This is a genomic window from Methylobacterium oryzisoli (assembly GCF_046557895.1).
Classification (GTDB): Bacteria; Pseudomonadota; Alphaproteobacteria; order Rhizobiales; family Beijerinckiaceae; genus Methylobacterium; species Methylobacterium oryzisoli.
The window spans coordinates 66,827-81,457 of sequence record NZ_JBKIBX010000029.1 but is presented as its reverse complement, the minus strand read 5'-3'; the positions used below and the strand labels follow the sequence as shown (position 1 = coordinate 81,457).

Here is a 14,631-nt window from a genome sequence, read left to right as displayed (position 1 = left end):
GAAGGCTCGACGGGGGGGTTCGGTGCGATGGTGCTGCACTGCCTGTCGGCGCGGGGCGTGCTGGACGAGGGGCGTGTGCGGGTGCGGACGCTGACGCTGCCGGACGTGTACCAGGACCACGACACGCCAGAGCGGATGTACGCGCAGGCGGGGCTGGACGCGTCCGCCATCGTCAAGACCGTTCGCGACCTCCTGCCGGCCCAGCAGGTCAAGCGCACTCACCTGCGCCGCGCCTGAGCGGCGGGCGGGCCTTAAGCCCGCCTTGCCGCTGAGGCTCCGGAATGGCAGAAGCGGCGGGCCTTCGCGCCCGCCGCGCATCTTTCGTTCGTCGTTCCCGCGACGGTGATCCTGGACAACCCCGTGAGCATGATCGAGGCGTCGGACCGCACCCTGTCTGAAGCCGGGCCGGAGGTCGGTCCGGTGCTGATCACCGGCGCGAGCGGCTTCCTCGGGCCGGCGCTGGTCGACGTCTTCCGCGGCGCCGGCTTCCCGGTGCGCATCCTCGTGCGCGCGACGAGCCCGCGCACCAACCTGACATGGCCGGACGTCGAGGTGGCCGAGGGCGACATGCGCGACCCCGCGGCCGTCGCGGCGGCCCTGCGCGGCATGCGCTACCTCGTGCACGCCGCCGCCGATTACCGCCTCTGGGCGCCCGACCCGGAGGAGATCGTGCGCACCAACCGGGACGGCACCCGGGTGCTGATGCAGGCGGCGCTCAAGGAGGGCCTGGAGCGGGTCGTCTACACGTCGAGCGTCGCGACGATCCGGCCGCACGACGACGGCACGCCCGCCGACGAGACCCGCCCGCTCACCCCCGAGACCGCCATCGGCGCCTACAAGCGCAGCAAGGTCGTGGCCGAGCGCGTGGTCGAGGAGATGGTGGCGCGCGAGCGCCTGCCCGCCGTGATCGTCAATCCCTCGACGCCGATCGGCCCCCGCGACGTGAAGCCGACCCCGACCGGGCGCATCATCGTCGAGGCGGCCAACGGGAAGATGCCGGCCTTCGTCGATACCGGCCTCAACCTCGCCCACGTGGACGACGTGGCGGCCGGCCACCTGCTGGCGCTGCGGCGCGGGCGCATCGGCGAGCGCTACATCCTGGGGGGCGAGAACGTGCTGCTGTCGCAGATGCTCGCCGACATCGCCGGGATCGTCGGGCGCCGCGCGCCGACCCTGCGCCTGCCCCGGGCGGCGGTCTATCCCGTGGCCTTCGTCTCGGAGCTTGCCGCCCGCGTCACCGGCAAGGCGCCGCTCGCGACCCTCGACGGCATCCGGATGTCGCGCTACCGGATGTTCTTCTCCGACGCCAAGGCCCAGGCCGAACTCGGCTACGCCGCGCGGCCCTACCGCGAGGGCCTGCGGGACGCCGTCGCCTGGTTCCGCCAAGCGGGGTCCGTGCGGTGACGGTGGCGCTAGTCCAGCCAGTCGGCCGCGATGCCCGTGAGGGCGGCGATCTCGTATCGCTGCGCGGCCGTCAGGTGTCGGCGGCCCCGTTCGATGTCGCTCAGGTGGCCCTGGGAGATGGCGAGCCGCCGCGCCAGTTCGGCCTGCGTGCAGCCGTGGTGCTTGCGGGCCGCAGTGACGGGCGATCCGTGCTCGGCGAGAAGGGCGACGAACCAGTCCGGAACGCTCGCGGTCTCGCCTCCGTCGGCCTTCGCGGCGAGATACGCCTCGGCCATCCGCGCGGTGGAGCGGTCCTCCGCGGCCTCGTCGCCGAGGCGGGCGAGCAGCGCGTCGTAGGCGCGGCGGCTGAGGACGACCAGCTCCTCGCCGGCCTCGGTCGTGATGATCTGAGGATCCATGGTGTCTCTCACTCACTCGTACACGTCGCGACGGTGACCGATCGCGAAAACCTCGATGCGGTCGGCCGTCTCGATGAACAGAACCCTGTAGTCGCCGACCCGCAGGCGTCTCCCGGGACGGCCGGTCAGCCCCTTCGTGTCGCCGGCGCCCGTCTCGGCATAGCGCCTCAGCTTCGCGACGATCGAGAGCCGCACGGCCTTGGGCAGCCGCGCCAAGTCCCGGGCGGCGGACGGCGTGTAGGCGATCGTCGGCATTGCGATATTATCGCGCCCGCCTGCGCGGCCCGCAAGTCCGCATCGATCATGACCGACGCCAGTCAGGGACGCCCAGCATGACCACCGCGACCGAGGCGCGCTCCGGCAAGTCGCACCGCGACGAGAACTTTCCGGTCGCGTCGCACCTGATCCATCCGCGCCACCGCGGGCCGATCCTGGCCTTCTACACCTTCGTGCGCGCGGGCGACGACGTCGCCGACAATGGCGGGCTGTCGCCCGAGCGCAAGATCGCCCTCCTCGACGGCCTCGCGGCGGCGCTGACCGGCGCGGGCGCGCCTGATCCCGAGGCCGCCCCCCTCAAGGCGGCCCTGGCGGCGCGCGGCCTGCCGCCGCGCCACGCCCTCGAACTCCTCGACGCCTTCCGGATGGATGCGCGGAAGTCGCGCTACGCGGATTTTGACGAGCTGATGCACTATTGCCGCTACTCGGCGATGCCGGTCGGGCGCTTCGTCCTCGACGTGCACGGCGAGGATCCGGCCGCGACCTGGGCGGCCTCGGACGCGATCTGCGCGGCCCTCCAGATCATCAACCACCTGCAGGATTGCGGGAAGGACTACGCCCAGCTCGACCGGGTCTACCTGCCCGCCGACCTGCTCGCCACGCACGGCGTCGAGGTCGCGGCGCTCGGGGCGCCGCGCGCCTCGCCCGGCCTGCGCGCGGTGATCGGCACGCTGGCGCATCGCTGCCTCGACCTCCTGCACGAGGGCCGGGCGCTGCCCGACCTGATCGAGGACACCCGCCTCTCCATGGAGATCGCCGCGATCCACCGTCTCGCGGTGCTGCTCGCCCGCGGCCTGACCGCCCGCGATCCCCTGAGCGAGCCCGTGCACCACGGCAAGGCCGCCTTCGCGCTGACCGCGCTCGCCGCCGCCGGCGCCTGCCTCGCGCGACGCCCCTTCCGGCGCCGCCTCGCCCCCAGCATCCGCGGAGCCCGGCCGTGACCGCGCTCGCCGCCCCCTCGCCTGCCCCCGAATCACCCCCCCCTGAGACGCCCGCCCTGCCGGCGGCGGGCTCCTCCTTCTACGCGGCGATGCGGCTGCTGCCGCAAGCCCAGCGCGACGCGATGTACGCGGTCTACGCCTTCTGCCGGGCGGTCGACGACGTCGCGGACGACGGCGGCGCCCGGGAGGTGCGGGCGGCCGAACTCGACCGCTGGCGCGCCGACATCGACGCCCTCTACGCCGGCAACCCCCCGCCCCGCACGCGGCCGCTCGTCGGCCCGGTGCGGCAGTTCGGCCTCCGGCGCGAGGACTTCCAGGCCGTCATCGACGGCATGGCGATGGACGCCGAGGCCGACATCGTGGCGCCCGACGCCGCGACCCTCGACCTCTACTGCGACCGGGTCGCGAGCGCGGTCGGGCGCCTGTCGGTGCGGATCTTCGGCATGGCCGAGGCGCCGGGCCGGGAGCTCGCCCATCACCTCGGGCGGGCGCTGCAGCTCACCAACATCCTGCGCGACATCGACGAGGATGCGGCGCGCGGGCGCCTCTACCTGCCGCGCGAGCGGCTGGCCGGGATCGGCCTCGACCGGCCGACGCCGGAGGCGGCCTTGCGCCATCCGCGCCTCGGCGAGGTCTGCGCGGCGCTGGCGGCGGAGGCGGACGCCCATTACCGCGCCTCCTGGCGGATCATCGCGGGGGCGCCGCGCCGGGCCACCAAGGCGCCCCGGATCATGGCGGCGGCCTACCGGCTGATCCTCGACGGGCTCCTGGCGCGCGGCTGGGCCGCTCCGCGCGCGCGGGTGAAGCCGGGCAAGCTGAAGCTCGCCGGCGTCCTTCTGCGGCACGGGATCGTGTGATGGCGGGACGCGTCCACGTGGTGGGAGCCGGCCTCGCGGGGCTCTCGGCGGCCGTGCGCCTCGTCGAGGCCGGCCGGCGCGTGATCGTGCACGAGGCCGCCAAGCAGGCGGGCGGTCGCTGCCGCTCCTACTTCGACCCCGCGCTCGGGCTCACCATCGACAACGGCAACCACCTGCTGCTCTCGGGCAACCGCGACGCCCTCGACTTCCTGGCGGCGGTGGGCGCCCCGGCGGACGTGCTGACCGGGCCGGCGGAGGCCGCCTTCCCGTTCGCGGATCTCGCCACGGGCGAGCGCTGGACCCTGCGGCCCAATGCCGGCCGGCTGCCCTGGTGGGTGCTCGACGCCCGCCGCCGCGTGCCCGGCAGCCGCGCCCGCGACTACCTCGCGCCGCTCGGGCTCTTCCGGGCGGGCGGGCGCGCCGCCACCATCGGCGAGAGCATGGCCTGCGAGGGCCTGCTGTGGCAGCGGCTCTGGCATCCGGTGCTGCTCGCCGCCCTCAACACCGAGCCGCGCGAGAGCGATGCGGGGCTCGCCGCCGCGATCCTGCGCGAGACGCTCGGCGCGGGCGGCCGGGCCTGCCGGCCCCTGGTGGCGGTGGCGGGCCTCTCGGCCGCCTTCGTGGAGCCGGCCCTGCGCCACCTCGCGGAGCGCGGCGCGGAACTCCGCTTCGGCCGCCGCCTGCGCGCGCTCGACGCCGCGGGGGGCGCGGTCGCGCAACTGGTCTTCAGCGACGGCGCCGAAACCCTCGGGCCGGACGACGCCGTAATTTTGGCGCTGCCCGCCTGGGTCGCCGCCGACCTGATCCCGGGCCTCGCCGTGCCGCAGGCGCACCGCTCGATCGTGAACGCGCATTTCGCGGTGGCCCCGCCTCCGGACGCCCCCCTGCTGCTGGGGGTGGTCGGCGGCGTGACCGAGTGGCTGTTCGCCTATCCGGACCGGCTCTCGGTGACGATCAGCGGCGCCGACCGGCTGCTCGACGTGCCCCGCGAGGATCTCGCCGCGACGATCTGGGGCGAGGTCGCCCGACTCACCGGCCAGGAGGGTGCCCCCCTGCCGTCTTGGCAGATCGTCAAGGAGAAGCGTGCCACCTTCGCGGCGACGCCGCAGGAGGCCGCGCGGCGCCCGGGTGCGCGCACGCACCTCGTCAATCTCGCACTTGCGGGAGATTGGACCGCGACGGGGCTGCCCTCGACCATCGAGGGCGCGATCCGGTCCGGCGCGACGGCGGCCTCGGTCGTCGTGGAGGACAACGCAGCCCTGCGCGGAGCCGCTTGACGGACCGTCCGCGCGGAGGGAACAGCTTGGGCAGTGCGGCGATTTTTGCATCGCCGCGAATCAGGGGACGCAGCGGCGGCACAGCGGGCCGTCCGGACGAAAGAAGGTGGGACGAAAGTGGGCAAGGTCGAGACGCTGCACCGCATGAGCACGCAGGGCATCACCCTGGAGGATGTCGAGCGGCGCGTGTCGCTCGCCTCCCGGGGGCTGCAGAAGCTCGCCCATCCCGACGGCCACTGGTGCTTCGAGCTGGAGGCCGACGCGACCATCCCGTCCGAGTACATCCTCTACCACCACTTCCGCGCCTCGATCCCGCCGGCCGAGCTGGAAGCCAAGATCGCCAACTACCTGCGCCGCACGCAGAGCGCCGCCCATGACGGCTGGTCCCTCGTCCACGACGGGCCCTTCGACATGAGCGCCTCCGTCAAGGCGTACTTCGCCCTCAAGATGATCGGCGATTCGGTCGAGGCCCCGCACATGCGCCGGGTCCGCGACGCCATCCTGGCCCGGGGCGGTGCGGCGCACGCCAACGTCTTCACCCGCACCCTGCTGGCGCTCTACGGCGAGGTGCCCTGGACCGCCGTTCCGGTGATGCCGGTCGAGGTCATGCTGCTGCCGCGGTGGTTCCCCTTCCACCTCGACAAGGTGTCCTACTGGGCCCGCACCGTGATGGTGCCGCTGTTCGTGCTGCAGGCCAAGAAGCCGCGCGCCCGGAACCCGCGCGGGATCGGCATGCAGGAGCTCTTCGTGGAGCCCCCCGAGCAGGTGAAGCGCTGGCCCGCCGGCCCGCAGGAGGCCTCGCCCTGGCGCCCGGTCTTCGCCGCCATCGACGCGGTGCTCCAGAAGGTCGAGGGCGCCTTCCCGGCCGGCTCGCGCGCCCGCGCCATCGACAAGGCGGTGGCCTTCGTGAGCGAGCGCCTGAACGGCGAGGACGGGCTGGGCGCCATCTTCCCGGCGATGACCAACTCGGTCCTGATGTTCGAGGCGCTGGGCTATCCCGAGGATCATCCCCTCGTCGCCACGGCCCGCTCGGCGGTGGAGAAGCTCGTCACCGTCAAGGAGCACGAGGCCTACGTGCAGCCCTGCCTGTCCCCGGTCTGGGACACGGCGCTCGCCGCCCACGCCCTGATGGAGGCCGGCGGCCCCGAGGCCGAGCGCCACGCCAAGCGCGCCCTCGACTGGCTCAAGCCCCTGCAGGTGCTCGACGTCAAGGGCGACTGGGCGGCCGCCAAGCCGGACGTGCGGCCGGGCGGCTGGGCCTTCCAGTACGCCAACCCGCACTACCCGGACCTCGACGACACCGCCGTGGTGGTGATGGCGATGGACCGCTCCCAGGCGCGGAGCGAGGCCCGGCGCGGCACGGGCACGCCCGATTACGACCACTCGATCGCCCGGGCGCGCGAGTGGGTGGAGGGGCTGCAGAGCCGGGACGGCGGCTGGGCGGCCTTCGACGCCGACAACACCTACCACTACCTCAACTACATCCCGTTCTCCGATCACGGCGCGCTGCTCGACCCGCCGACCGCCGACGTGACGGCGCGCTGCGTCTCCATGCTGGCGCAGCTCGGCGAGACGCAGGAATCGAGCCCCGCCCTCGCCCGCGGCCTCGCCTACCTGCTCGCCGACCAGGAGCCGGACGGCAGCTGGTACGGCCGCTGGGGCATGAACTACATCTACGGCACGTGGTCGGCGCTCTGCGCCCTCAACGCGGCCGGGGTCGACCCGGCCTCCGAGCCGGTGCGGCGGGCGGTGGGCTGGCTCACCGGCATCCAGAACCCGGACGGCGGCTGGGGCGAGGACGCGGCGAGCTACACGCTCGACTACCGCGGCTACGAGCGGGCGCCGAGCACCGCCTCGCAGACCGCCTGGGCGCTGATCGCCCTCATGGCGGCGGGTGAGGCCGACCACCCGGCGGTGGAGCGGGGCATCAACTACCTCGCCCGCACGCAAGGAGCGGATGGGCTGTGGGCGGAGGACCGCTACACCGCGACCGGGTTCCCGCGCGTGTTCTACCTGCGCTACCACGGCTACGCGAAGTTCTTCCCGCTCTGGGCGATGGCCCGCTACCGCAACCTGCGGCGCGGCAACAGCCGGCGCGTCGCGGTGGGCATGTGAGGTCCGGACGAGACCCCGGATCCGGGGTCTCGGTTTCTCGCCGGATCTTTGATCCGACGTCCGGAAACTGATAGGTCCGGCGGCCCGGGGCCCACCTATCCTGGGCCTCCCGGGGAAGCCGGACATCCTGCCGCATGCGCGTTGCGCGGGCGTCGGGCATTGGGAGGGCGCCAGCGCGGGATCCCTCGATGACGCTCTACAGCTACCACGTCTCGCACGAGCAGTTCGCGCCCCGCGACCTGCTCGGCCTCGTGCAGCGCGCCGAGCAGGCCGGCTTCGACGCGGCCTTCTCCTCCGACCATCTCCAGCCCTGGTCGGCCGCGCAGGGGCAGTCGGGCTTCGCTTGGGCGTGGCTCGGCGCCGCGCTCCAGGCGACGCAGCGCCTGACCTTCGGGATCATCACCGTGCCGGGCGGCTGGCGCTACCACCCGGCGGTGCTGGCCCAGGCCGTGGCGACGCTCGGCCAGATGTATCCCGGCCGCCTGCCCTGGGTGGCACTCGGCAGCGGGCAGGCGATGAACGAGCACGTCACCGGCCTGCCCTGGCCCGACAAGGCCGAGCGCAACGCGCGCCTGCGCGAGGGGGCCGAGATCATGCGGGCGCTGCTCGCGGGCGAGACCGTGACCCACCGGGGCCGCGTCTCGGCGGTCGAGGCGAAGGTCTGGTCGCGTCCCGAGACGCCCACCCGCCTCGTGGGGGCGGCCACCACGCCCGAGACCGCCGCCTGGCTGGGCACCTGGGCGGACGGTCTCCTGACGGTGGGCAGCCGGCCGGACGCGCTCGCCCGCATCATCGAGGCCTTCCGGGAGACCGGCGGGGCCGACAAGCCGATCTTCCTGAAGCTCGACCTCAGCTACGCCCGCGACCCCGCCGAGGCCCTGCACCAGGCGCATGCGCAATGGCGCTTCAACCAGATCGGCAGCCCGGCCGCCTGGGAGCTGCGCGGCCCGGCGGAGTTCGAGGCCGCCACCCGGTTCGTGCGCCCCGAGGACATGCACGCGCAGGTGCTGGTCTCCGGCGACCTTCCGGCGATCATCGACCGGGTCGCCGCCTGCGCGGCGCTCGGCTTCGACAGCATCGACCTGCATCAGGTCGGCGGCAGCCAGCCCGCCTTCATCGACCTGTTCGGCGAGCGCGTGCTGCCGGCCCTTCGGGCGCGCAAGGCCCCGGCCGCGGATTTCGATGCCACCGCGGTGATGCCGGCGGCGCGGGCGGGATAGCCTGGACGCGGCCTCCGATGCCCGGCGGGGTCCGGCCCCGGACCGCCGGCGCGCCCGGACGATTCAGGCCCGCTCAGGGTGGCCAAGCCGCCACAGAGCGGCCATACACGCCCTGGTATGAGGACTGCATGCGGCACGCCTCGCGTCCGCCCCTGCCCTCCAGACAGGCCGCCAGCATGATCGTCGTCGAGGACACCGCCGGCCCCTCCCCGCATCCCGTGCTGGCCGTGACGGGGCTCGCCCGCGAGGCGCGGCTCGCCGCCGGCCCGGGGGTCGCCACCGTGGGCGCGGGCGGGAACCCGGAGCGGCTGCGGGAGATGCTGCGCGCACGCACGCCGCCCGGCTGCCGGGCGGTGATGAGCATCGGCATCGCGGGCGGGCTCGACCCGGCGCTCGCGCCCGGCGACGTGGTGGTGGCGACGGGCGTGGTGACGGCGGGCGTGCGGCGGATCGCGCATCCGGACGTGGCGGCGGCGCTGGCCCGCCGCCTCGCCGACGGAGCGTTCCGGGTGGTGCAGGCGGATCTCGCGGGCGTGGACGCGGCGGTGCTCTCGCCCCACGCCAAGGCGATGCTCCACGCCGCCACGGGGGCGGCGGCCGTCGACATGGAATCGCACGTGGCGGCCGCCTTCGCGGACGGGCACGGCCTGCCGTTCTGCGCCGTGCGGGTGGTGTGCGACCCCGCCGACCGGGCGCTGCCCGCCGCGATCGCCAAGGCCCTGAAGCCGAACGGCGAGCCCGACCTCCTCGCCGTCCTGTCGGCGCTGGCGCGCCGTTCCGCCAAGGTGGGCGGGCTGGTGCGCCTCGCCCGCGATTCCTCGGCGGCTTTCGCGTCCTTAGGCCGCTGTCGCGCGCTTCTTGGCTTCGGTCTCGGCGTTCCGGATCTCGGAGAGTTTTTGCGCGACGTTGCGTGAGAAGACGAACTCCGCCGGACGCTGGTTCTCCAGCGAGATCTCCGGCGCCATCTCACCCTCGGTCTTGATGCCCGTGAGGGCGTAGACGAGAGGCTTCCAGGGCTTGCGCACGGAATCCACCACCGAGGATGCCTCGTAGCCGGAATGCACCATGCAGTCGGCGCACTTCTCGTAGTTGCCGGTGCCGTAGGCGTCCCAGTCGGTGGTCTCCATCAGCTCCTTGAAGGTCTTGGCGTAGCCCTCGCCGAGCAGGTAGCACGGCTTCTGCCAGCCGAAGACCGTCCGGGTCGGGTTGCCCCAGGGCGTGCAATGGTAGCTCTGGTTGCCGGCCAGGAAGTCGAGGAAGAGCCCGGACTGCTGGAAGGTCCACTTCTCGCGGCCCTTCTCCTTGCCGAGGCGGAAGACGCCGCGGAAGAGGTCCTTCGTGGCCTTGCGGTTGAGGAAGTGCTGCTGATCGGGCGCGCGCTCGTAGGCGTAGCCGGGGGAGACGGTGATGCCGTCGATGCCCATCCGGGTCACGCTGTCGAAGAAGTCGGCGATCTTCGCCGGCTCGGAGTTGTTGAAGAAGGTGCAGTTGATCGTGACCCGGAAGCCGAGATCCTTCGCCTTCTTGATCGCCGCCACCGCCTTGTCGTAGACGCCGCGCTGGCACACCGACTTGTCGTGCATCTCCTTGTCGCCATCAAGATGAATCGACCAGGTGAAATACGGGCTCGGCTTATACTGCGAGATCTTCTTCTCGAGCAGCAGGGCATTGGTGCAGACGATCGCGAATTTCTTCTGCGCGATGATGCCCTGGACGATCTGCGGCAGGTCCTTGTGCAGCAGAGGCTCGCCGCCCGCGATGACGACGACGGGCGCGCCGCACTCGCGGACCGATTCCAGTGCTTCGTCGACCGGCAGACGCTTGTTGAGGATCTCGTCCGGATAGTCGATCTTGCCGCAGCCGGCGCAGGCCAGATTGCAGCGGAACAGAGGCTCCATCATCATCACCAGCGGATAGCGCTTCCGCCCGGTGAGGTGCTGCTTCAGGATGTAGCCGCCGATCTTCGCGACGTACCGTAGAGGGATGCCCAAGATCAAGGCTCCTTTGCTCGCGTGCAGGATTCCGGACGGCTCATTAGCGCGAAAAGCGGCGAAATTCCAGCAACCTAGGTTCGAACGTCTCTAACTGTTGCTCAAACTCGACGGTAGCGCGAAGCTCACCCGCTCCTCTACGCCCTCCAGCACCGAGATGGCCAGCGGGGTGCGACGCTGCAGCGCAGCAATAACCTCTCGCACCTGCACCTCGGGCGTGGAGGCCCCGGCCGTCAGCCCGATGGTCCGCGCGGTCCCGAGGGCGATGCGGTCCAGATCCGCCTCGCCCTCGACGAGGTGGCTCGGGCGGCCCGCCTCGGCGGCGATCTCGCGCAGCCGGTTGCAGTTCGAGGAGTTGCGCGCGCCCACCACGAGGATCAGGTCGGCGATCTCCGCCAGCGCCCGCACGGCGACCTGCCGGTTCTGCGTGGCGTAGCAGATGTCGCGCGTCTCCGGGCCGACCGTGTCGGGGAAGCGGGCGCGCAAGGCCGCGATGAGGCCGCGGGTGTCGTCGACGCTGAGCGTCGTCTGGGTGACGTAGGCGAGCGGCGTGTCGGCCGGCAGGTCGAGGCGCGCCACGTCCGCGAGGCTGCCCACGAGGTGGACCGGCCCGTCGACCTGGCCGAGCGTGCCCTCCACCTCGACGTGGCCGGCATGCCCGATCAGCACCAGCGTGCGCCCCTGCGCCACGTAGGCGCGGGCATGGGCGTGCACCTTGGCGACGAGCGGACAGGTGGCGTCGATGGTCGCCAGCCCCCGCGCGGCGGCCTCCTCCGTCACCGCGCGCGGCACGCCGTGGGCCGAGAAGATGGTCAGCGCCCCGTCGGGAATCGCCGCGAGGGTCTCGACGAAGTGCGCGCCCCTGGCCTTGAGGTCGGCCACGACGCGCCCGTTATGCACGATCTCGTGGCGCACGTAGACCGGCATCCCGTCCGCGCGCGCCGCCTGCTGCTGCTGCGCGAGCGCCCGCTCGACGGTCTCGACCGCCCGGACCACCCCGGCGCAAAAACCCCGCGGCTGGGCCAGCACGAGCCGGACGGCACTCTGTTCGGGGTCCTCCACCACCGTCGATCCCTGCGCGTTGGTCCTCGTGCGGCGCGGCCCGAGCCGCGCGAACCGGCCGTTTTCGCCCCGCTCGGTCCGGATCGGCCGGCCGAAGGGGCGTCATCCGACCGTCTTACGGCGGCGTTCGCGCGCGAGTAAAGCGACGCTTGGCGCGCTGCGCGCACTCCGGCACCCGCGCGTGCGCCCGGCATCGGCCGGAATCGTTCTGAGTCAACGCGTTGCAATCCCCTCTTCGGACCACTACTTAGCGCGCCAGTGTTCCGGACCGACGCGCGGGCAGGCCCTCGGGCCGCGCTCTCGGGCGCCCGCTCCCGGCATCATTCCGCAGACCGGTCCTGCGGGCGACGATGATGCGGAATCAACGAGCTCCCGGCAGGAAGGCAGGGCCCCGCCCGCGCCCTCCCGCTCAGGTAGGCTGAGCAAAGGCAGGCTTCGCATCGTGATCGAACGGCTCGTCGCGCTTTCCGTCCGCCAGCGCTGGCTCGTCCTCGTGACGGCGCTGGCGCTCACCCTCGCCAGCGCGCTGACGGCAGCGCACCTCTTCCGCATCAACACCGATGTGGAGCGGCTGATCTCGCCGGACGTCGGCTGGCGCCAGGACGAGATCCAGTTCGAGAAGGCCTTCCCCCAGCGCAGCAACCTGCTGGTGGCGGTGATCGACGCGCGCACGCCCGAGCAGGCCGAGGAGGCCGCCAGCCGGCTCGCCGAGGCGCTCTCCAAGCACAAGGAGGTCGTCCCGGTCGTCTACCGGCCGGACGGCGGTCCGTTCTTCGACAAGAACGGCCTCCTTCTGATGCCGCAGAAGGAGCTGGAGCAGACCACCGAGCGCCTGATCCAGCAGCAGGGACTGCTCGGGCCGCTCGCCGGGGACCCGTCGCTGCGCGGCGTCATGCAAGTGCTCAGCATGGGCGCCCAGGGCGTGAAGGGGGGGCAGGCCAAGATCGAGGACCTGACGGGACCGATCGGCCAGTTCAACGACACCTTCGACAAGGTGCTGAAGGGCGAGCCGGCGCAGCTCTCCTGGCAGCTCCTGCTCCAGGGGGGCAAGGCCGAGACGAGCGACCTGCGCCGCTTCGTCATCACCCAGCCGGCGCTCGACTTCGACGAATTGCAGCCGGGCGCCAAGGCGACCGCGCTGATTCGCGAGACCGCCCGCGACCTGAAGCTGACGCCGGAGAGCGGGGTGCGGGTGCGCCTCACCGGGCAGGTGGCGGTGGCCGACGACGAGTTCGCCACCCTCTCGGACGACGCGCTCCTCAACAACTCGGTCACGGTCGGCGCGATCGTGCTGTTTCTGTGGCTGGCGCTGCGCTCGGCGAGCCTCGTCGTCGCGGTGATGATCACGACCTTCGCGGGGCTCATCGTCACGGCGGCGCTCGGCCTCCTGATGGTGCGGGAGCTGAACCCCATTTCGGTCGCCTTCGCGGCCCTGTTCGTGGGGCTCGGCATCGATTTCGGCATCCAGTTCGCGGTGCGCTACCGGGCCGACCGCTTCACGCAGCCCGACCTCGGCAAGGCGATCCGCTCGGCCGCCCACGGGGTGGGCTGGTCGCTGACGCTCGCGGCGGTGTCGCTGCTGGCGGGCTTCTTCTCGTTCCTGCCCACCGACTTCCGCGGCGTGTCCGAACTCGGGCTGATCGCCGGCGTCGGCATGATCGTGGCCTACCTGTTCTCGCTCACGCTCCTGCCCGCGCTCATCGCCGTGATGAAGCCCCCGGGGGAGAAGGAGGAGGTCGGCACCGCCTCGCTGGCCAAGGTCGATCACTGGATCATCCACAACCGCAAGCTCGTGCTGGTGCTCACCGGCATCGTCACGGTCGCGGGCCTGCCGCTCCTCTACTACCTGCCCTTCGACTCGAACCCGATGCACCTGCGCAGCCCGAAGGTGGAATCGGTCGCGACCTATCTCGACCTCGCCAAGGACCCGAAGACGAGCCCCAACACCATCGACGTGCTGGTGCCCAACCGCGACGCCGTGGCGCCGATGGCCGAGAAGCTGCGCGACCTGCCCGCCGTCGCCCGGGTCATCGACATCAACACCTTCGTGCCGTCCGACCAGGACCAGAAGCTGGCGACGATCGAGGATGCGGCCAGCGTGCTCGGCTCGATCCTGAACCCGCCGCGGGTCGCGCCGCCCCCGGCCGACCGTGACGTGGTGGCGGCGATCAAGGCGGCCGCGACGGCGCTGCGCGGCATCGCCGGCGCCGGCGGACCCGAGCCCCAGAAGGAGATCACCGCCTTCACGGACACCCTCGACCGCCTCGCGGCGGCCGAGCCGCCGGTGCGCGAGGCCGCCGCGGCCGCCGTGATTCCGAACCTCAAGCGACTGCTCACGCAGCTGCGCAGCCTGCTCACGCCGGAAAAGATCACGCTCGAGAACATGCCCGCGCAGCTGCGCTCCGAGTGGGTCTCCAAGGATGGGCGTGCCCGGCTCGAAGTGCAGCCGAAGGGGGATTCGAACGACAACGGCGTGCTGCGCCGCTTCGCCAAGCAGGTGCTCAGCGTGGCGCCCCACGCCACCGGCGCGCCGATCGCCACCACGCGGTCGAGCCGCACCATCCTGGGGGCCTTCGTGGAGGCGGCCCTGCTCGCCCTCGGCTCGATCTTCGTGATCCTGTCTGTGGCGCTGCGCCGGCCCTGGGACGTCGCGATGGCGCTCGGACCGCTGGTGCTCGCCACCCTGTGGACCCTGGAGGCGCTCTACCTCATCGGCATGCCGCTGAACTTCGCCAACATCATCGCGATGCCGTTGATGCTGGCGGTGGGCGTGGCCTTCCACATCTACTACGTGATCGCGTGGCGGGCCGGCGTCGCCGACATGCTGGCCTCCAGCCTGACGCGGGCGATCTTCTTCTCCGCGCTCACCACCGGGACCGCCTTCGGCTCGCTCGTCCTGTCGAGCCACCCGGGCACCGCCAGCATGGGCAAGCTCCTCGCCCTGTCGCTGTTCTTCACCCTGGTGGCGGCCTTCTTCATCGTTCCGGCCTTCCTCGGCCCGCCGCCGAAGGCCAAGGGGGCGGTGCCCGCCAAGGCGCCGGCGCCGCGGCGCGAGCCGGAAGAGGCGGTGGCGCGGCGCTTCGTGTAGCG

The 14,631-nt window shown here is 72.4% G+C and carries 12 protein-coding genes and 1 pseudogene; 9 read left to right on the top strand and 4 right to left on the bottom strand.

Translation table 11 applies throughout. The features are described 5' to 3' along the window. Together ACKUB9_RS23340 and hpnA are read left to right on the top strand one after the other, a co-directional pair. Positions 1-237 (top strand): annotated as a pseudogene (locus tag ACKUB9_RS23340) (1-deoxy-D-xylulose-5-phosphate synthase); the annotation flags it as partial. 129 nt (positions 238-366) lie between these two features. Continuing rightward, the gene (gene hpnA, locus ACKUB9_RS23335; RefSeq protein WP_407527348.1) at positions 367-1,404 is read left to right on the top strand and encodes a hopanoid-associated sugar epimerase; all 1,038 of its coding nucleotides are present in this window, start codon (positions 367-369) and stop codon (positions 1,402-1,404) included. An 8-nt stretch (positions 1,405-1,412) separates the two neighbouring features. On the opposite strand, the gene ACKUB9_RS23330 is transcribed toward hpnA, so the two are convergent. After that, on the bottom strand, positions 1,413-1,802 hold the full coding sequence (locus ACKUB9_RS23330; RefSeq protein ID WP_407527141.1) for a helix-turn-helix domain-containing protein: 390 nt from the start codon (positions 1,800-1,802) through the stop codon (positions 1,413-1,415). A gap of 12 nt (positions 1,803-1,814) precedes the next feature. Further along, a complete protein-coding gene (locus ACKUB9_RS23325) occupies positions 1,815-2,057 on the bottom strand; it encodes a type II toxin-antitoxin system RelE family toxin (RefSeq protein WP_407527144.1) in 243 nt (80 codons plus the stop codon). Positions 2,058-2,134: 77 nt separating this feature from the next. Between ACKUB9_RS23325 and hpnC the strand changes: the two genes are divergently transcribed. The 6 genes from hpnC (at position 2,135) to ACKUB9_RS23295 (ending at position 9,402) form a co-directional block, all read left to right on the top strand. Beyond that, complete coding sequence (hpnC, locus tag ACKUB9_RS23320; protein WP_407527147.1) at positions 2,135-3,019, top strand: squalene synthase HpnC; 885 nt, start codon at positions 2,135-2,137, stop codon at positions 3,017-3,019. After that, complete coding sequence (gene hpnD, locus ACKUB9_RS23315) at positions 3,016-3,876, top strand: presqualene diphosphate synthase HpnD (RefSeq protein WP_407527150.1); 861 nt, start codon at positions 3,016-3,018, stop codon at positions 3,874-3,876. The genes hpnC and hpnD overlap by 4 nt, the downstream gene beginning before the upstream one ends. After that, positions 3,876-5,153, top strand: a complete 1,278-nt coding sequence (hpnE, locus tag ACKUB9_RS23310) for a hydroxysqualene dehydroxylase HpnE (RefSeq protein ID WP_407527152.1) — start codon at positions 3,876-3,878, stop codon at positions 5,151-5,153. Before hpnD ends, hpnE begins: the two co-directional genes overlap by 1 nt. Before the next feature lie 144 nt (positions 5,154-5,297). Further along, entirely contained in the window at positions 5,298-7,268 is a 1,971-nt protein-coding gene (gene shc, locus ACKUB9_RS23305; protein ID WP_407527350.1) for a squalene--hopene cyclase, read from the top strand. Positions 7,269-7,456: 188 nt separating this feature from the next. Beyond that, on the top strand, positions 7,457-8,488 hold the full coding sequence (locus ACKUB9_RS23300; RefSeq protein ID WP_407527155.1) for a TIGR03885 family FMN-dependent LLM class oxidoreductase: 1,032 nt from the start codon (positions 7,457-7,459) through the stop codon (positions 8,486-8,488). A gap of 176 nt (positions 8,489-8,664) precedes the next feature. Further along, the gene (locus ACKUB9_RS23295; protein ID WP_407527352.1) at positions 8,665-9,402 is read left to right on the top strand and encodes a phosphorylase; all 738 of its coding nucleotides are present in this window, start codon (positions 8,665-8,667) and stop codon (positions 9,400-9,402) included. Here ACKUB9_RS23295 and hpnH read toward each other — a convergent pair. Then, positions 9,325-10,479, bottom strand: coding sequence for an adenosyl-hopene transferase HpnH (gene hpnH / locus ACKUB9_RS23290; RefSeq protein WP_407527158.1), 1,155 nt, complete (start codon positions 10,477-10,479; stop codon positions 9,325-9,327). The genes ACKUB9_RS23295 and hpnH overlap by 78 nt on opposite strands. Before the next feature lie 90 nt (positions 10,480-10,569). Continuing rightward, entirely contained in the window at positions 10,570-11,544 is a 975-nt protein-coding gene (gene ispH, locus ACKUB9_RS23285; protein ID WP_407527161.1) for a 4-hydroxy-3-methylbut-2-enyl diphosphate reductase, read from the bottom strand. 439 nt (positions 11,545-11,983) lie between these two features. On the opposite strand from ispH, the gene hpnN reads away from it, so the two are divergent. Continuing rightward, complete coding sequence (gene hpnN / locus ACKUB9_RS23280; RefSeq protein ID WP_407527164.1) at positions 11,984-14,629, top strand: hopanoid transporter HpnN; 2,646 nt, start codon at positions 11,984-11,986, stop codon at positions 14,627-14,629. Positions 14,630-14,631: the final 2 nt, after the last annotated feature.

Excerpts from the sequence above, each read along its gene's own strand:
- hpnA (WP_407527348.1), top strand. The coding sequence starts at position 367 with ATGATCGAGGCGTCGGACCGCACCCTGTCTGAAGCCGGGCCGGAGGTC.
- ACKUB9_RS23330 (WP_407527141.1), bottom strand. The coding sequence starts at position 1,802 with ATGGATCCTCAGATCATCACGACCGAGGCCGGCGAGGAGCTGGTCGTC.
- ACKUB9_RS23325 (WP_407527144.1), bottom strand. The coding sequence starts at position 2,057 with ATGCCGACGATCGCCTACACGCCGTCCGCCGCCCGGGACTTGGCGCGG.
- hpnC (WP_407527147.1), top strand. The coding sequence starts at position 2,135 with ATGACCACCGCGACCGAGGCGCGCTCCGGCAAGTCGCACCGCGACGAG.
- hpnE (WP_407527152.1), top strand. The coding sequence starts at position 3,876 with ATGGCGGGACGCGTCCACGTGGTGGGAGCCGGCCTCGCGGGGCTCTCG.
- shc (WP_407527350.1), top strand. The coding sequence starts at position 5,298 with ATGAGCACGCAGGGCATCACCCTGGAGGATGTCGAGCGGCGCGTGTCG.
- ACKUB9_RS23300 (WP_407527155.1), top strand. The coding sequence starts at position 7,457 with ATGACGCTCTACAGCTACCACGTCTCGCACGAGCAGTTCGCGCCCCGC.
- ACKUB9_RS23295 (WP_407527352.1), top strand. The coding sequence starts at position 8,665 with ATGATCGTCGTCGAGGACACCGCCGGCCCCTCCCCGCATCCCGTGCTG.